This window comes from Methanocella sp. (assembly GCF_035506375.1).
Taxonomy (GTDB): domain Archaea; phylum Halobacteriota; class Methanocellia; order Methanocellales; family Methanocellaceae; genus Methanocella.
Genome location: NZ_DATJPM010000088.1, coordinates 1 through 16,699, shown reverse-complemented (window position 1 = coordinate 16,699; position 16,699 = coordinate 1). Strand labels below are relative to the sequence as shown.

Annotated in this window: 16 protein-coding genes and 1 pseudogene; 11 read left to right on the top strand and 6 right to left on the bottom strand. The window is 55.2% G+C overall.

Features of this window, described 5'->3' with window-relative positions:
- Positions 1-323: pseudogene (locus tag VMC84_RS12125) on the top strand (TonB-dependent receptor); the annotation flags it as partial.
- 17 nt (positions 324-340) lie between these two features.
- Here VMC84_RS12125 and VMC84_RS12120 read toward each other — a convergent pair.
- From VMC84_RS12120 to cobT, 3 genes are all read right to left on the bottom strand, one after another.
- Complete coding sequence (locus VMC84_RS12120; RefSeq protein ID WP_325381005.1) at positions 341-619, bottom strand: type II toxin-antitoxin system RelE/ParE family toxin; 279 nt, start codon at positions 617-619, stop codon at positions 341-343.
- Between the two features lies 1 nt (position 620).
- Positions 621-929 (bottom strand): hypothetical protein, encoded by a 309-nt coding sequence (locus VMC84_RS12115; protein WP_325381003.1) that lies wholly within the window; start codon positions 927-929, stop codon positions 621-623.
- Between the two features lie 117 nt (positions 930-1,046).
- A complete protein-coding gene (cobT, locus tag VMC84_RS12110) occupies positions 1,047-2,111 on the bottom strand; it encodes a nicotinate mononucleotide-dependent phosphoribosyltransferase CobT (protein ID WP_325381001.1) in 1,065 nt (354 codons plus the stop codon).
- 226 nt (positions 2,112-2,337) lie between these two features.
- Here cobT and VMC84_RS12105 point away from each other — a divergent pair, with 226 nt between their 5' ends.
- The gene (locus VMC84_RS12105; protein WP_325380999.1) at positions 2,338-3,858 is read left to right on the top strand and encodes a thiamine pyrophosphate-dependent enzyme; all 1,521 of its coding nucleotides are present in this window, start codon (positions 2,338-2,340) and stop codon (positions 3,856-3,858) included.
- On the opposite strand, the gene VMC84_RS12100 is transcribed toward VMC84_RS12105, so the two are convergent.
- Positions 3,855-5,042: a homocitrate synthase family protein gene (locus VMC84_RS12100; protein WP_325380997.1), complete on the bottom strand. Its 1,188-nt coding sequence runs from the start codon at positions 5,040-5,042 to the stop codon at positions 3,855-3,857. The two genes, VMC84_RS12105 and VMC84_RS12100, sit on opposite strands and share 4 nt — an antisense overlap.
- A 114-nt stretch (positions 5,043-5,156) precedes the next feature.
- Between VMC84_RS12100 and VMC84_RS12095 the strand changes: the two genes are divergently transcribed.
- The 6 genes from VMC84_RS12095 (at position 5,157) to VMC84_RS12070 (ending at position 12,100) form a co-directional block, all read left to right on the top strand.
- Positions 5,157-6,395 (top strand): 3-isopropylmalate dehydratase large subunit, encoded by a 1,239-nt coding sequence (locus VMC84_RS12095; protein ID WP_325380995.1) that lies wholly within the window; start codon positions 5,157-5,159, stop codon positions 6,393-6,395.
- Complete coding sequence (locus VMC84_RS12090; protein ID WP_325380993.1) at positions 6,392-6,865, top strand: 3-isopropylmalate dehydratase small subunit; 474 nt, start codon at positions 6,392-6,394, stop codon at positions 6,863-6,865. Before VMC84_RS12095 ends, VMC84_RS12090 begins: the two co-directional genes overlap by 4 nt.
- Entirely contained in the window at positions 6,862-7,833 is a 972-nt protein-coding gene (locus tag VMC84_RS12085) for an isocitrate/isopropylmalate dehydrogenase family protein (protein ID WP_325380991.1), read from the top strand. The genes VMC84_RS12090 and VMC84_RS12085 overlap by 4 nt, the downstream gene beginning before the upstream one ends.
- On the top strand, positions 7,830-8,675 hold the full coding sequence (locus VMC84_RS12080) for a DUF7714 family protein (protein WP_325380989.1): 846 nt from the start codon (positions 7,830-7,832) through the stop codon (positions 8,673-8,675). Before VMC84_RS12085 ends, VMC84_RS12080 begins: the two co-directional genes overlap by 4 nt.
- A gap of 49 nt (positions 8,676-8,724) precedes the next feature.
- The gene (locus tag VMC84_RS12075) at positions 8,725-9,525 is read left to right on the top strand and encodes a universal stress protein (RefSeq protein ID WP_325380987.1); all 801 of its coding nucleotides are present in this window, start codon (positions 8,725-8,727) and stop codon (positions 9,523-9,525) included.
- Positions 9,526-9,610: 85 nt separating this feature from the next.
- Complete coding sequence (locus VMC84_RS12070) at positions 9,611-12,100, top strand: amino acid permease (protein ID WP_325380985.1); 2,490 nt, start codon at positions 9,611-9,613, stop codon at positions 12,098-12,100.
- 282 nt (positions 12,101-12,382) lie between these two features.
- Here the strand turns inward: VMC84_RS12070 and VMC84_RS12065 are convergent, their stop codons facing one another.
- Both VMC84_RS12065 and VMC84_RS12060 read right to left on the bottom strand, forming a co-directional pair.
- Positions 12,383-13,147 (bottom strand): SIMPL domain-containing protein, encoded by a 765-nt coding sequence (locus VMC84_RS12065; protein ID WP_325380983.1) that lies wholly within the window; start codon positions 13,145-13,147, stop codon positions 12,383-12,385.
- A gap of 393 nt (positions 13,148-13,540) precedes the next feature.
- On the bottom strand, positions 13,541-13,891 hold the full coding sequence (locus VMC84_RS12060) for a hypothetical protein (protein ID WP_325380981.1): 351 nt from the start codon (positions 13,889-13,891) through the stop codon (positions 13,541-13,543).
- Between the two features lie 105 nt (positions 13,892-13,996).
- Here VMC84_RS12060 and VMC84_RS12055 point away from each other — a divergent pair, with 105 nt between their 5' ends.
- The 3 genes from VMC84_RS12055 (at position 13,997) to VMC84_RS12045 (ending at position 16,272) form a co-directional block, all read left to right on the top strand.
- Positions 13,997-14,299, top strand: coding sequence for a hypothetical protein (locus tag VMC84_RS12055; protein ID WP_325380979.1), 303 nt, complete (start codon positions 13,997-13,999; stop codon positions 14,297-14,299).
- A 100-nt stretch (positions 14,300-14,399) separates the two neighbouring features.
- On the top strand, positions 14,400-14,753 hold the full coding sequence (locus tag VMC84_RS12050; protein WP_325380977.1) for a hypothetical protein: 354 nt from the start codon (positions 14,400-14,402) through the stop codon (positions 14,751-14,753).
- 178 nt (positions 14,754-14,931) lie between these two features.
- A complete protein-coding gene (locus VMC84_RS12045) occupies positions 14,932-16,272 on the top strand; it encodes a TrpB-like pyridoxal phosphate-dependent enzyme (RefSeq protein WP_325380975.1) in 1,341 nt (446 codons plus the stop codon).
- Positions 16,273-16,699 lie beyond the last annotated feature (427 nt).

Genomic DNA, 16,699 nt, shown 5'->3' with positions numbered 1-16,699 from the left:
CGGGCAAACTCACCAACGTGGGCCTCGACATCGGCACGAACGACATCCCGGACTCCTTGACCGTGGACACGTCTAATAAGATCGATGAGTTGGACCCGGGCGACACCCACCGGTTCACCCTGAAAGTCTACGCTAAGGCGGATGCATCCCAGGAAACCGATCGGTTGTACCTGAGGGCGGTGAGCACCGAGACCAGGACGGAGAAGAAAAGCATCGACTTCACCATCACTAAGAGCAACACCTGGATCGGCGTCGGAATTGCTATAGCGTTGATCGCCATCCTTGCCTTCGGCTTCATCGTATGGAAATACGGCAGACGATAAAAATGCGATGATAAAAATTACTTATTCATTTTCCGCCTTATTAATTCTAACCATCTATCGTACTTCTTATGGTCGTCAAAGCACCTTTCAACGTAGATGGTATCATTTTCTATCGTGTATACGATCTTATACTTCTTTTTGTTAAAATCTTTAACGTAATACGGTAATCCATGTTCAAGATGCCTCTGATATGGATTATCCCCCAGCGACTTCAAATGATTTTTAAACTTAACGTATAACGAGTTATCCATCTCATCCAGGTCGTTTTCTGCTTCAGGCGAGACGTCGACCTTCATTTTATCGTAGGCCGCGCTTTTTATCCTGCTCTTCGAGGACGTCTTCTAAGCTGCGGGTCTTGATTTTACCACTCTTTATGCCATCCATCATGGATTTGGCAGCAAAACGCAAGAGAGTATCTTCTTCCTCTTTACTAATAGGAGGTTCCGATGTCTTTTTAACAATCGCATCTCCGGCTTTTTTAAACCTTGATTTGTTTTTAGCGGTATGCGATTCTTGCATTTTTGACATACTAAAAAGTTTCTCTTCCGGTGTATATAAATAGTTTTCCGGATTCTTTTTAAGGGCTTTAGCAATTCTTTTTTGCATAGGCATCTTCTCAACATCGTGATAGTATTTACTAATTTGTAAGCGTTTAGGGTACAATATACTTTCGCTTTTGTAAGTCTTTTCTGGATTAAAAAATTTTAGCCGGATATTTACCGGCTAGTTCCCGACCATTTTTGAGTAAATGGCTTCTACGGTATCCTCGATCTTTACCTTCGGCACGCCCTTGAGGATCGTGGCAGCTGCGATACCGCCGGCACCGACGCCTTCCTTGACCATGCCGCGCTCGTAGGCCAGCAGTCCTGTATACTTCGACCGGGCGAAAGACAGGTTGGACACGATGACCGGGATATTCACTCCGGCGCCCTTGAGGATGCCGAACAGGCTCGAGGTGCTGTCCTCGGCCACCCAGCGCGTCGTGCTCAGGGCCAGGTCTGCCTTGTTGATGTCCATCATCTTAGAGATCAATATGGACACGACCGCCATCTGCGTACCGCCCGCCAGAATGACCGGCACGCCCTGTGCGCCCTGGACGAGGCCGATGGTCGCGGCCATCATGGGGTCGCCGACGGCCTCGATAGCCTGTAGAGCATCGCATTTGCCATTGATCCCGGCTTTCTGTAGCCCTTCCTTGACAACAGCATCCTTCAGCGCCTGCGGGTTGTCCGCCATGCTGCTGCTCGTGACGTTCTTCGTGTCCACGCCAAGGGCGCGTAATACGGCCAGCGCCGTCGTCGTGCCTGCGGGGGTCGTCTCGCCGATGACCAGGTACTCCGACTCGGCGGCGATCTCCTTCCCGACCTTCCGGGCGTTATCGATGATCTGCTTTGCATTGGGGACGGCCTTGCCGGTCCTAATGTCTGCGCCGGGGCCGTTGCCCACCCGGAAGTGGGGGACAAAAGGAGAGATCTTTCCGCCCGCATCCACGTAATACTCCCGGAAGTCGGACAATGATACGGCTGCCCTCGTGATGAGGCCGGGCGTAGGAATTGCGTCCGACGTCATGGCTATATTGTCTAGCGTGATGATCCGGCCCGTGTGGACAAGCTCCGCGTCAAGCGGCGGCGTGTAGCACATCAGCTCGGGCGCCGCGCCCGCGACCGTGATGCCCGGTATCGCTGCGGTCTCCGTGTATCCCATGACCAGTACGAAGGAGCCTTTACCATGCAGCTTCTTAGCGAAGGCCTCGGCCCCGTTATAATATGATAAACCATTGATTGCCATACAAATCCTCCTCGGCGCAAGCATATACTGCATGAAGTAAAATATAGTTTACTATAATCAAGTAAACTTTCTTTATGCTCGCCTGAGGACGAGAAGAAGCAGCAGCATGGATATGAAGAGACGGATAACATGCTCAAGAAACTTAAGAAAAAATGATGCATTGTGGTCTGGCACGACTTAAGGTCGGGAAGGCTTATTATGCCACGAGCTTTTACCATTTTTACGTATGATGCGGACTGAAGTCACAAATATCACGGGCGTCGAGGCGGCGCACCTGGCCCTGAGGGATTGCGGCGTCATCTTTGTAGGGGGCGTGCCCGGCTATCCGATAAATGACCTCTTTACCGCACTTCAAAAGGACAGCGGCCTGAACGCAGGATGGCAGGCCAACGAGAAGATCGCCTACGAAATGGCCATGGGCGCCTCGGTCATGGGCGAGCGGGCGGCCGTCGTCGCCAAGCACGTCGGCATCAACATATTATCCGATCCGCTGATCATTTCCGCCACCCACGGGCTCGGAGCGGGAATAGCGGTCATCGCGGGAGACGACGTCGGCGCATTATTTTCCCATGACGAGCAGGACTCCCGCTGGTATGGCAAGCTCGCCGAGATCCCGGTATTCGACCCGGCGGAGCCCGCGGAAATTTACGATTCGATCGCATCCGGCATTCAGCTCTCGGAGCGTATCTGCGCGCCCGTCCTGGTCCGGCTCACAGAAGGGGCCCTAAAAGAAAAAGGCACAATTCATAGGAAAAAAATATCGAACGAGCACAAAAAGCTGGACATGTCCCACTGGTCATATACGATGCTGGGCACGCACCAGAAATATCTTCGGGACGGCTGGAGCCTGGCGGCCCATGAGTCGAATTATCATATTTTGAATAAAGCCGTCAAAAGAGGTGCTCGCGGCATCATCTCTTCGGGCCACGCGTCCCTTGACGCGGCAAAAGTCGCTGAGTCCATGGGCCTATCGCATTTATCGCTCGCCATGGTCAACCCTTTCCCGCGGGCCCTGGTCGACGATTTTATCATGGATCTGGAGGCGGTCCTCGTGTGCGAGGAGGTGGCGCCCTTCCTGGAGGAACAGCTTGGCGTTCCAAAGGCAAAGGGCAGGCTGACGGGGCATCTGCCCCGGGCAGGCCCGCTGAACGAAGCAGACATGCGGCAGGGAGTCGAGCATCTGGACATGCCTTCGGTTAAGAGAGCGGTCGAGCCGCAGACCATGGCCACGCGGGGCTATTCTGTCGGGCATTGCGACGCATGCCCATATGATGAGGTCTATAAGGCGATTAAGTCAATGGGCGTCCCGGTGGCCGGAGATGCTGGCTGCTCGATCATCGCTGCGAATCCGCCTTATACAATGCTCAACGTCGGGGTCGGGCTGGGATCGTCCGTCAGCTCGGCCTGCGGGTTCCCGAAAAAAGGCATCGCCATGATGGGCGATTTCGCCCTGCTCCACACGGGCCTGGCGGCCCTGCTGAACGCGAAGTTTAATGGCTGCGACGTGCTAGCGGTCATATTCGCCAACCGGGAGGCGGCAATGACCGGTGGCCAGGTAACGCCTGACGTCAGCGGCCTGCTGAAAGACATTTTTAAAGATGACTGCGAGCTGGCGGACCCTGCGGACTACTCCGTCGAAAAGATCCGGTCGGACCTCGACAGGCTGTTAAAAGCGCCCGGGCTCAAGATCTACGTGGTCACTTCACGCTGCCCGACGGGGCACCAGTTTAAAATTAATAAGGCTTAAACCAGGGTCGTGCTCGTGCTTTCTTTTGACAGCACCAGCGTGATAAGCTCGGCCAGCTCGTCCCGGCGTAATGAACGTTTGGACTCGCTCATGCGCTTGATCTCCCCCAGGACGATGTCCGTTTCGGCCTTCGACAGAGTAAAGCCCATCTGCCGGGCCATGTAGCATAAAGCCTTGCTGCCGCTGTGCTTCCCGAGGATGAACTCCCGGTGCCCGCCGACGATCTCGGGCGAGAATAGCTCGTAGGTACGGTCATTCTCCAGCAGCGCCGCGATGTGAATGCCGGACTCGTGCGCGAAGGCGTTCTGGCCGACGACGGCCTTGTTCCTCGCGATGGTGATGCCAGAGTACTTCACGACCATCTCCGAGAGACCTTTTAATAAAGTTGTATCATAGCGGTCTACGCCGTAGTGGACCTTTAGCCCCATGAGGACCTCTTCCAGGGAAGCGTTGCCCGCCCGCTCGCCGATTCCGTTCACGCACGTATGCAACTGCTTCGCGCCCGCCTCGGCCGCGGCCATGGTGTTGGCGACCGCCAGGCCCAGGTCGTCGTGGCAATGGACGCACACGGGCAGATCGACCATATTCCGCACCTCGCCGACCAGGTATTTCATGGTCGACGGAGTCATGATGCCCACCGTGTCGGCGATGTTAACATAGTCGGCACCGCATTCTTCCCCGGCCCGATAGAATCGCTTCAAAAAGTCCAGGCCAGTCCTGGTAGAATCCTCCGCCGCGAAACGCACGATGAGCCCGTGCTTTTTCGCGTAGTCGGAGGCCGTGACCATGCACTCGATGGCCTCTTCCTGCGTTTTCTTATGCTTGTAGGTCAGGTGCAGGTCCGAGGTCCCGATGAAAATGCCGACCATGTCGGCACCGCAGTCGATGACGGCATCGATGTCCGGCTTTACGGCCCGGGCCAGGCAGCTTATCTTCGCATTCAAGCCCATGGTACAGACAGCTTTAACGGAGTCTTTTTCCCCCTGGGAGATAATGGGAAACCCTGCTTCGATGATCTCGACGCCGACCTCGTCCAGCGTCCGGGCGATATCCATTTTTTCCTCTTTCGTGAAAGATACGCCGGGCGTCTGCTCGCCGTCCCTCAGGGTTACGTCGCATATCTCTACGTCGATGGGCTCCGTTTTTATGAGCTTCATCCATTCGTTGGTCGAATATCCGGGCATAATCTCACCGACCAGTATTATTAACGAATATTTCGCTACCGAAATATTCGTTCACAAGAAACTATAAAATGGTGAATGTACTAATAATTTTCTATAAGGAGAAGCGTGAGATTAGTGGGGACCATAAGTGAAGAAATACTGGGGCGCGCCTCGGGGAAAAAGGCTCATGCCGGGGATTTCGTTATCGCTAAGGTTGACTATACCATGAGCCACGACGGCACGTCCGTGCTGGCGGTCAAGGCCTTCAAGGACATGCAGATGGAAAAGGTGTGGGACCCCGGCAGGATAATTATTCCTTTTGACCATTTAGTGCCCGCCAACAACGAGACGACGGCGCTGCTCCAGAAGGAGCTGAGAGGCTGGGCTGCCTCTCAAAAAATATCACATTTATATGATGTGGGTGAGGGCATCTGCCACCAGGTCGTGGCCGAGAACGGCTTTGCCCTGCCCGGTAAGGTCGTCGTCGGCGCCGACTCGCACTCGTGCACGTATGGCGCCTTCGGCGCCTTCGGGACAGGCGTCGGCGCCACGGATATGGCCGAGATCTACGCTTCGGGCAGGCTCTGGTTCCGGGTGCCCGAGACCATTGAGGTCACGGTAGATGGCAGGCTCCAGAAGGGCATTACGGCGAAGGACGTAACGCTCCGCATCATCAAAGAGATTAAAACGGATGGTGCCGCCTATAAGGCGCTGGAATTTTACGGTACGGCCATCGAGGCGATGTCTATGGCCGGCCGGATGACCCTCTGCAACATGGCCATCGAGATGGGCGCCAAGGCCGGCATCGTCCCCCCGGATGCGAAGACCGAAGCGTTTCTGAAAGGCCGGGCCGCCGAGCCCTATTCTCCGGCCATCGCAAAGGATGCCACGTATTGCGAATCATATCATTTTAATTCTGACATTTCGCCCCAGGTCGCCTGCCCCATCGAAGTCGACAACGTCCACGACGTGGAGGAAGTCGAGGGCACGCACGTCGACCAGGTGCTCATCGGCTCCTGTACGAACGGCAGGCTGGAGGACCTGGAGGAGGCAGCCCGCATCCTGAAGGGGCGAAAAGTGAAATGCAGGACACTAATCATTCCGGCATCCCGGAGCATCATGCTGGAAGCGGTCGACAGCGGAATCGCCGCCACGCTGCTATCGGCCGGGGCGACCCTGTGTAATCCTGGCTGCGGACCCTGCCTGGGCGGCCACATGGGAGTTCTCGCGGAAGGCGAGGCCTGCATGTCCACGACGAACCGGAACTTCAAGGGCCGTATGGGCAAAGGCGCCGACGTCTATCTCGGCTCGCCGCTTACTGCCGCGGCCACGGCCGTCGGGGGAAAGATCGCGGACCCGAGGCGATACCTGTGAAGTTCAGGGGAAAGGCCTGGAAATACGGGGATAACGTCGATACGGACGTCATCATCCCTGGTAAATATCTGCGGACTGCGGACTTCAAGACGTTCGGCGAGCACGCCATGGAGGGCATCGACCCGGCATTCAAGCCCGCTAAAGGCGACATAATCGTGGCCGGTAAAAACTTCGGCTGCGGCTCATCGAGAGAGCAGGCACCGCTGGCCCTAAAATACGCCGGTATTAGCTGTGTCGTGGCAAAGTCCTTCGCCCGTATATTCTTCAGGAACTCTATTAATTTGGGGCTGCCCATCGTTGAGGCGAATATTTACAATGCCGTTCAGAAAGGAGACATCGTCGAAGTGGATCTTGACAGAGGCCTGGTCATGGCGGGAGGAAAGGAGTATAAAAGCACGAAGCTGCCCGATTTCCTGCAGGATATCCTGAACGCAGGCGGCCTTGTGGCCTACAGGAGGGCGAACAGATGAGGATAGCGGTCCTTCCCGGGGACGGCATCGGAAAGGAGGTCGTGCCCGTCGCAGTCGATGTTCTCCAGGCGGTTATGCCAGAAGCGGAATATGTTTACATAAACGTCGGAAATGAGCGATTCATGAGGGAAGGGACGGCCATGTCCGAAGAAGACCTCGATACGATAAAAAAATGCGACTGCGTCCTCTTCGGCGCTATCACGTCCCCGCCGAAAAAGATCTATCCAAGCGTCATTTTAACACTACGCCGGGAGCTCGACGCGTACGCCAACGTGCGGCCGTTCAAGTCCAGCGCCATATCGCCCTATAAAGTCGATTTTATCATTTATCGCGAGAATAGTGAAGACCTCTATTGCGGCATCGAGGAGGTCACGGACGACCAGGTGCTCTCGACCCGTAAGATCACCCGCCATGCAAGCGAGCGCATCGCCCGGAAAGCCTGCAGCCGCCCGGGCCTGCAGAAGCTCACTATCGTCCATAAGGCCAACGTGCTCCGCTCCTGCGAGCTCTTCCGGGACGTCTGTATCGGCGTGGCAAAGAAGTCGGGAGTGCCTTACGAGGAAATGCTCGTCGACGCCATGGCATACAACCTGATACGTAAGCCGTCGCAGTTCGATACCATCGTGACCACGAACCTGTTCGGCGATATTTTATCGGACGAGGCGGCCGCCCTCATAGGGGGCCTGGGCCTATCCCCGAGCGCCAACATCGGCGATCGCTATGCGCTTTTCGAGCCCGTCCACGGCAGTGCCCCCGATATCGCGGGCAGGGGCATCGCGAATCCCATTGCAGCGGTACTGAGCGCTAAAATGCTGCTTGAATGGGCGGGATATCGGGCAAAGGCGGAGCGAGTCCAGGAGGCGGTAGATCATATTATTTCGCATGGCATACTGACCCCCGACCTTGGCGGAAAGTTCAAGACGGAGGACGTCGGGCTATATATCGTCAAGAACCTGGAGTCAACATGATATTCCCGAGTCACTGCCGGCTCATAGGCGTCGCGGATAAGTACGCCCGGAAGGACTACCGGCCCGAAGATATTATTTACTTTTCATCGGAGTACGTGCTCGTTTTCGAGGCGCCCGACCGCTGCGACGTATACGAAGTATCGAGCGAAGGCGAGGGCTTCCTGAGGGACAGGAAAAGCATGCGGAAAATAGCTGGCGCAGGCGAAACTCTCGTCTACGGCCCGCCCATGGATATCACCAACCGGGCCCACATGATCAAAAAAGCCGCTGAACTCTGTAAGAATAACATCAATACCGTCGTCTTCCGGGGCGTGGACCGGCACTATAACTTTGTGCACAGGCCCGACCCGTCCGTGCTCACGCAGGTCGACGTCTTCGACATCGCGCCGCCTTGGCCCGCGTGGCTCGTCTATAATATCCAGCGTCAGGACGAGGCGGGCATGTACGGAGAGCTCCTGTTCGACTTTAAATATCATGTCACCGACTTGAAGAATTTCGAGGACCCGAAACGGACGATCATATTCCCGTGTCGTGCCTCGGGCCTGGACGGCCTCTTCCTGGACTCGCTCGACGCGGAGCCCGAAGGCGACATAAGGCTCGTCGGGTGCAACACGTCGAAGCTCGTCTTCGAGGCGAAATATCCCGGAAAACGGTTCGAGCACGTGAACGTGTGCCCCCTCACAAACGTGCAGCCGGCGCGCCCGTTCATCCTGCGATGCTGCCAGTCTGAAAAGCTGGGGCTAAAGGAAATAAATGGCGTCAAGGGCGTCGTCGTGCACTGGGGAGCAAATCCCAGGGAGATTTTCGAGGCCGTGAGGCTCCTGTCCTCCAGCCTGGCATGATAATATTTATTAGGCTACCGCCGTATTGTAAATGGTCCAGGGTGCTAGTGTGTATAAAAAAATCCTCATACCGATCACGCGGACCTCAAACATGAAATTCCTCGTGGACTTCGTCGATCATTTTTTAATGCCGGGCGGCGAAATCACGTTCCTGCATATCATCGCCTCTGACCTTTTTATCATATCGCCCGCCGAATGGCGGCGGGCCATGAGTACCATCTCGACGACGCACCTGCTTTCGGCAACGGAAGGAATGCGGGTCGGCTACCGCGTCAAGAAATCCCTCTCGGTCGCGATGGGCATCCTGGAAGAGGCGGAGTCGGGCGGCTACGACCTTATCCTGCTGGCGAATTCCACCTACCGGAAGCGGCTGAAGCACATTTTCGGCAGCAACGTGGACGAGATCATCCGGCAGTCGAAGGTTGAGACCATCGTCTTCCGCTACATGGAGGATAAGGCGATGGGCTATGACCGGATATTGATCCCCACGTCCGGCTATCAGCACTCAGTAAAGGCCGCGATGCTTGCCGAGGAATTGCATAAAAAGCACGGCAGCGAGATCACCGTGCTCTACGTCGGCGAGGGCGATGCCGCCGCAGCCCTTAAGCCGGTCAGCGACCGGCTTCATGATGCTGGCATCGCTCCCCGGGTACTGAATAGAAAAGGCCTGGTCGTGGAAACCATACTGGACGAGGCGGATCGGGGATATGATCTCATGATGATCGGCGCCACGGAAAAGCCCCTGTATCAAAACTTCCTCCTTGGCTCCACGGCGGACAGGCTGATCAAGGGCTCGCCGTGCCCCGTTTTAATGGTCAAGTCCATAGGCGATAAAAGGAATATAAAATAGTAAATTGTATATATAATGAAGTACGCTATGATAGCAATACTTATATACATATTTCTATCGATTTTTCCTGAAGTGATGGATGTTCATGGCAGATATGGGTAAACAGCAGGCAGCTCAACAGGCTACTGAGCCGAAGGTTGAGGTCGTCAAGCTTAAAAGGGACCTGGGAGTTCTCGGCTCGTTCTCCATCGGCTTTGCCGATGTTGGCGCGGATATTTACGTTGCCCTGGGCCTGGTATTATTCTTCGCGGCAGGTGCGGCGCCGCTGGCGCTGGCCGTGGCAGCCCTGGGCTATATTTTTACGGCCTTGAGCTATGCCGAGCTGGCGTCCGCCATACCCATGGCGGGCGGAGCGTCCATATTCGCCCGCGAGGCCTTCGACGATTTCTGGTCTTTCATCGCCGGCTGGGGCCTGCTGCTGGACTATACGATCGACATCGCCCTCTTCGGCTGGATAACCATGGGATACCTGGGCAGCTTTTTAAGCAATCTCGGCTCCGTCGGGGTGCCGTATGTCGGGACGCTGGCCGGCTTGAATAGCATCAATACCATGGGCATCAGCGGCGCGCCGAACTATACGTTCCAGGCCGTCGCGACCATCATATTATGCATCGTGCTCATGGCGCTGAATTACATCGGCATCCGGGAGTCGGCAAACCTGAATATAGTCCTGTCGATCGTCAGCATCATCAGCGAGATCGCCCTGCTCCTGATCGGCTTTGCCCTCGTCTGGAACCTGCCCACGTTCATCCACAACATCACGCAGCTTGGCACCGGCGTCTCCTGGACGAGCTTCGGCTGGGGCATCACCGTGGCCATGGTCTCCTTCATCGGGCTGGAGTCCATTTCGCAGGCCGCCGAGGAGACTAAGCGCCCCGACAGGACCATCCCCCGTGCCACCAAGGCGCTCATCGTTGCGGTAATTCTCGCAGGCCTCCTGCTGTGTTCGCTCGCCGTCGGGCTTCCAAAAATGTCGCCGACGACGATAGGCACCACCTACCAGAACGACCCGGTCACGGGCGTCGCCAAGGGCATTTGCCTGAGCTTGAGCCCTGCCAACCCGCTGGTCACATTCCTGCCCCTGTGGGTCGGCCTGCTGGGCGTCCTCATGCTGCTCATGTCCACGAACACCGGCGTCATCGGCGCCTCCCGGGTGACGTACTCCATGGCCCGGTACAGAATCATGCCCCAGTGGTTCAGCAAGCTTCACCCGAAATACCGCGTGCCCACGAGGACGATCATTGTCTTTAGCCTGGCGTCGATCGGCTTCGTCGTTTTCGTCTGGGTCATGGGGACTTATAAGTTGACGTCCGAAGACCCGACCATTATCCTGGGGGATCTTTATAATTATGGCGCCCTTGTCTCGTTCATGCTGGTCAACCTCTCGCTCATCAAGCTCAGGAGTAAGAGGCCCGACCTCTATCGGCCCTACAAGTCGCCCTGGGCCTTTAACATACACATCAGAGGCAAGGATCTGGACGTTCCGATCCTGCCCGTCCTGGGCTTTTTCGTGTGTTTGTTCGTCTGGATCCTGGTGCTGAATTTGCACCAGATCGGCAAGATCGTCGGCACGCTCTGGTTTATCGTGGGCGTCCTGATGTACCTCGCCTATCGTAAAAGCCAGAATTTAAGCTGGAGGGACCATATCCCGGGAACTCAGGTCACCGATCCCGGCGTGGCCCACGAGCTGCACCCCGAGATCTCCGCAGAGCTCAAGAATAAGTATGAAGGTGAAAGAGCCATGAAAATCGCGTTGCTAAATAAGAGGACCGTTTACCGGAATATCCTCGTCCCGATCTCACGGCCTGAAACCATCGACAACATCGTGGAGATCGCATCGGACCTGCTCGAGCCTGGCGGCATGCTCCACATCATCAACGCCATGGAAGTGCCGCCGCAGCTCCCGACAGGGGCGTCCATCATTAATGGGCGGACTTCGTCCATGCTCATGAGCGCCGTCGAAAAGGCAAAAAGCTACAGCGTTAAGGCGACCGCCGAGGCCATCACGACCCGTTCCATCGTCGACGCGATCGTCCAGATGGCACAGCTAAAGAAGTGCGACCTCATCGTCATGGGCTCGAGCCAGCGTACCATGACTCAGAAGGTGTTGTTCGGCAACGTCGTTGACAACGTCCTGAGAGAGTCGCCATGCGACGTGGCCGTCTTCAGCTATACGGGCGACCTGGCCCAGCTCAAGTACCGGAAGATCCTTGTCCCTACGACGGGATTCCAGCATTCGACCCGGGCCCTGGACATCGCATTAAACCTGCAAAAGAAGTTTAAAGGTATTGTCACCTCGATGTACGTGGGAAAAAAGTCCGAGAAAACGAACGCTGAGGCCATACTCGATAACGTGAACAGGATGGCCGAAGGCTCGGGCGTGGAGCATTCCGCCATCTTCATGAGCGGTAGCGTCGTCGACAGCATCATCGATGCCGCCAAAGACGGCTACGACCTCGTCATTATCGGGGCGACAGAGCGGCCTTCATATTACAAACAATTGCTCGGGAGCACGGCGGACGAGATCGTCAAGAGCGCACCCTGTAACGTCCTGGTCGTAAGGACGAAAAAATAAGCCAGTTTCGAGGAGCAAATATAAGTCGGCATATCCGTCGTGGTAATAGCCCTTACACTGGCGTTCGTATACCTCCTTATGACTGTAGAAAAGCCTTATAAAAAAGCCACTTACGTGTTTTTTAGATTTATAATAATCTTTCTTGCAGTTACCCGGTATGCCTTCTTGGAGTGCCCCTATAGTTGGGGACGCTCAAAGACGGCTTAGGAGAAAAGCGAGAACGCTTAATAGACAAAGCTAATAATCAAAAAAAACGCGAGAAAATAAAAAAAAATGGCCAGGCTACACGAACGTGTAGACCATCGTGACGGTGGCCTGGATCTTCTGCTCGCCAGGCGAGACGGGCGTGGGCACTGCGGCCGCCTTCACGTCGCCCGATGCGGCAAAGTCCATGTAGACGGGCTGCGGATAGTATGTGCCCGACTCGGTTATCGACTTCAGCGCCAGCGAGCCCGTGCCTGCGGCATCGCCGATGGTCTTCGCCTTATCGACGCCATCCGCGACGGCCTTTGTCAGGGCCTGTTTATACACGCTGGAGGCCAGCTCGTCCGAAAGCTCGAAGGACACGCCGTTCACCTTGTTCGCGCCCGCGTTCGTCGCGGCATCGATGGTCGCGCCCACCTTCGACAGGTCCCGGATGGTCACCGTCACGGTATTCGTCGCACTGTAGCCGACGATCTTAGGCTTTTCCGTTGACCCCGAGGGCTGAGAATAATAATTATAGACCGGCTCCAGCGAAATGCGCCCGGTCCTGATGTCCTTATCGGGAATGCCCGCCCTTTTGATCGCGCTCACGACCGAATCCATGAGCTGCGCGTTCTTTTGCATCGCGTCCGCGGACGTGTCCGCCTCGGTAACGACGCCCGTGCTGAACTTCGCGATGTCCGGAGTGGCATAGACGGAACCGGTGCCCGTGACGGAGACCGTCTTATCCTTACTGGCCGCGAGAGGCGTATCGTCGGCCGAGGCGCTGCCCATGATCGCCAGTATGATGGCCAGGGCCGCGATCGCTCCCAGGCCGAATAGAAGCCCTTTTTTGTATCCCATAAAACCGATCACCTGCTATAATCTATGGAGGGTATCTATTTAAGATTTATTTAAGCTACGAATAAAATCGTAGCTATATGAGCTTATTTTTTAAAAATAAGCCTAATTATTGCTTATTTCACTATTGTCCATCCAGCCTGCGAAATACCGGAAAGGCAATTAATTGCTGAGAAAGGCCTTATTAACCAGGCAAAAACATAGAAAACTTTAATTATTCGACCGTGAGAATATATTATGTAAGCGCTTTTCAAAAAAACGCTTAATTATATTTAGTATCCAATCCCAATGGCTGTGTAAGAAATTGGGCGGGCCGAAAGCCCGCCCCCATCATGGCCAATTTTTGCTGTGTTGTATAATTATCCTATTAGAGCTCGTTAAGGCACTCTAAACCGATTATTCCGGCGGCTTCCAGTATCCCGGCGCGTTATCCGTAAAAAGGTCATCAAGCCGGTCGGAAGGCCGGCGTATCTTCTTTAGGTCCAGGACACGGCTTTCCGGGCTAAAAAAGATGACGCCCCCGTCGCAGGTCTTAATCACGTCGATGATGTAATATAGCAGGTCCAGGTCGATCGTATGTTCCTTAAACCGCAGGGCAAACCGGGGAATGCACTCGACGACACCCTCGTTTATAAGGTTATCCACGAATTCGTCCTTCGTGCCGGGATAGAGGAACACATTCACGCCCGAGGCTTCGACAATATAGGGATCCAGTAGCTCGACGACCGCCCGGTAAGGAGATTCCATAATAGGTAATTGTTGACCGGCATTATAAAGCCATCCATGCAGCCCACAGGAAAGCATTATATCGGGCAAAGCCAATATAATCTTTATTACCAGGAGAAAAGCTGTATGAAAGCCTTATTCACCATCAAGCCGAAGGATCGGAATGACCTTCCGGGGACGATGGAATTTGAAAAACACGTCTACGACATTAAAAAAATAATGATGGACTCGCTCGGCAAGCGCTGCTATGACCTGGAGACGAGTTTCGACCAGTCTTCCGTACTCTATCCCAAGCGGTTCATGTTCGACTACGAGTCCGAGGGCGCGGCCTGCCACGGGCCGAAGGACGTCATCGATGCGTTCTTCGACGCGATCGACAAGACCGGCATATGCCTGTCGAAATATGACCTGCATGTCACGGTCTTATGACGTAAAAAAGTAACAATCTGGAATTTTTTGGCATAAAAAGTATAAATTTTATAGCTGATATCAAAATATATTTATACTTATACCATGCCACCTATTATCAATGAAGATAGTTGATAGTGCGACCAGGGCATACAGGCTTGACGGGAACGTCATCTCAGAGGAATCGCTGGATATCGTCCTGAACGCCGCTTATGCCATGCTCGCGAAGAACGACGAGCTGGCCCCGCCCTACGAGGAGTGGGACGAGGAAGAGGCCTTTTTGGACGGCCGCCGGCTGATAAGCTATTTCGCGGCCACGGACGCCGGCAACGAGATCCGTGTAACATTCAACTTCAAGGATATGACCGCACATATTCAGTTAAGCTCCCCAGAAGAGGAGTGCTATATCGGCGACGACCTGCTATGTACTATTACCAGCGCTAAAATAGCATATACGCTGGAAGAGTGGCTCTGACCGGGCCAGAGTGTAATACTCTTTTATCTATTTTATACCCCTAATATATCGAGCGCCCCATTTATCGAGCGAAAGCTTTTTATTATTCTTCGATATGTACATAATTATACAACATAGCTTATTGTTGTACTGAAAGATAGACAAGTGTACAATTTATTGACATTTAATGGGTGAACATATGGTCGGTAAAGTCATCAGCAGGCCGAAGGCCCGGGAAACGATTAAGGTTACGCTGGACGTCGATGAAATACCCAAAAAGTGGTACAACATGGTCGCCGACATTCCCGGCGGGCTGCCGCCCGCCCTGAATCCCGGCACTAAAGAGACTTTGAAGCCTTCCGACTGGGAAGCCATATTCCCTAAAGGCCTGATCAAGCAGGAGCTTTCTACCGAGCGCTTCATCCGTATACCGGACGAGATCCGGTCGGCTCTGGCCCAGCTCGGCCGGCCATCGCCTCTATACAGGGCCCGGCGGCTGGAAAAAGCCCTGAGGACCCCGGCCCGCATCTATTACAAGCGGGAAGACCTATCACCAGTGGGTTCCCATAAGCCCAATACCGCCATAGCCCAGGCCTATTATAATTTCGCCGAGGGCATCGACCACCTGACCACCGAGACCGGCGCGGGCCAGTGGGGCTCTGCATTGAGCCTGGCCACGGCCTACTTCGGCATGAAATGCACCGTGTTCATGGTCCGGTCGTCCTATGACCAGAAGCCTTACCGCAAATACGTCATGAAGCTCTACGGCGCCGACGTGTACCCCTCGCCCAGCGATAAGACGGAGTTCGGCCGAAAGACACAGGCCGCCGACCCTGATTGCCCCGGCAGCCTGGGCATCGCCATCAGCGAGGCCATAGAAACGGCAGTGGGCTTGCCGAATGCGAAGTATTCGCTGGGCAGCGTGCTGAACCACGTCATGCTACACCAGACCGTTATCGGCCAGGAAGTACGTGTGCAGCTCGAGAAGATCGACGAGAAGCCCGATAAGATGATCGCTTGCGTTGGCGGCGGCAGTAACTTCGCCGGCTTCACGTTCCCGTTCATCTACGATAAGATGAAGGGCAAGAACGACGCCCGCTTCATCGCTGTCGAGCCCGAAAGCGTGCCTTCGCTGACGGGCTGCGCCGGAGGCATTTCGCGATATGAGTACGACTTTGGCGACACAGCCGGAATGACCCCTCTGCTCAAGATGCATACGCTCGGCCACGACTTCATGCCGGACCCCATCCACGCCGGCGGCCTGCGCTACCACGGCATGGCGCCCACCGTGTCCGCGTTATATGACCAGGGCCTGATCGAGGCGGAAGCCCTGTCCCAGGACGAGACGTTTGCCGCCGGGCAGCTTTTCACCAGGACCGAGGGCATTATTGCGGCTCCTGAGTCCTGTCACGCCATCGCTTCGGCCATCCGGCATGCACAGGCGTGCAAGCGCGAGAACGAGGAAGAGGTCATCGTGTTCAACCTCAGCGGGCACGGACTCCTCGACCTGCAGAGTTATGCCACCATGCTGGGCATGTGAACAGAGAATCACCACGGCGAACACGGAGATTAACACGGAGGACACGGCGCTTTGTTCACCACGGCGACACGGCGAACACGGCGTTTTTTAATTTCCTGAAGGGGACTGACGCCCCCTCGGAGACCCGTTGTTTACTTTTATTTCCTGAAGGGGGCTGACGCCGCGCGGAGCGCTCTTGCTTACCCCTCGGAGACCCACTGCTTAATAATATTATCAGGAAGCCGTGTTCGCCGTGCGTCCGGCGTGCCGAATTTTAAAGAGCGCCGTGTTCGCCGTGTCGCCGTGGTGAATAAGAAACCGTGTCCTCCGTGGTGCCTCCATGCGCCCCGTGGTTTATGAGGAGAGCAGGGCGACGATGCGGAAGGGCTCGATGTACTTGACGCGAAGGGCGATCATCTCCATGCTGCGGGGCAGGGTGTCGGCTACG

What these genes read in the sequence shown, in the direction of transcription:
- VMC84_RS12100 (WP_325380997.1), bottom strand. Translation starts at nt 5,042, where the DNA reads ATGCCCGGATATTCGACCAACGAATGGATGAAGCTCATAAAAACGGAG.
- VMC84_RS12050 (WP_325380977.1), top strand. Translation starts at nt 14,400, where the DNA reads ATGAAGATAGTTGATAGTGCGACCAGGGCATACAGGCTTGACGGGAAC.
- VMC84_RS12060 (WP_325380981.1), bottom strand. Translation starts at nt 13,891, where the DNA reads ATGGAATCTCCTTACCGGGCGGTCGTCGAGCTACTGGATCCCTATATT.
- VMC84_RS12045 (WP_325380975.1), top strand. Translation starts at nt 14,932, where the DNA reads ATGGTCGGTAAAGTCATCAGCAGGCCGAAGGCCCGGGAAACGATTAAG.
- VMC84_RS12065 (WP_325380983.1), bottom strand. Translation starts at nt 13,147, where the DNA reads ATGGGATACAAAAAAGGGCTTCTATTCGGCCTGGGAGCGATCGCGGCC.
- cobT (WP_325381001.1), bottom strand. Translation starts at nt 2,111, where the DNA reads ATGGCAATCAATGGTTTATCATATTATAACGGGGCCGAGGCCTTCGCT.
- VMC84_RS12115 (WP_325381003.1), bottom strand. Translation starts at nt 929, where the DNA reads ATGCAAAAAAGAATTGCTAAAGCCCTTAAAAAGAATCCGGAAAACTAT.
- VMC84_RS12105 (WP_325380999.1), top strand. Translation starts at nt 2,338, where the DNA reads ATGATGCGGACTGAAGTCACAAATATCACGGGCGTCGAGGCGGCGCAC.
- VMC84_RS12070 (WP_325380985.1), top strand. Translation starts at nt 9,611, where the DNA reads ATGGCAGATATGGGTAAACAGCAGGCAGCTCAACAGGCTACTGAGCCG.
- VMC84_RS12080 (WP_325380989.1), top strand. Translation starts at nt 7,830, where the DNA reads ATGATATTCCCGAGTCACTGCCGGCTCATAGGCGTCGCGGATAAGTAC.
- VMC84_RS12120 (WP_325381005.1), bottom strand. Translation starts at nt 619, where the DNA reads ATGAAGGTCGACGTCTCGCCTGAAGCAGAAAACGACCTGGATGAGATG.
- VMC84_RS12085 (WP_325380991.1), top strand. Translation starts at nt 6,862, where the DNA reads ATGAGGATAGCGGTCCTTCCCGGGGACGGCATCGGAAAGGAGGTCGTG.
- VMC84_RS12055 (WP_325380979.1), top strand. Translation starts at nt 13,997, where the DNA reads ATGAAAGCCTTATTCACCATCAAGCCGAAGGATCGGAATGACCTTCCG.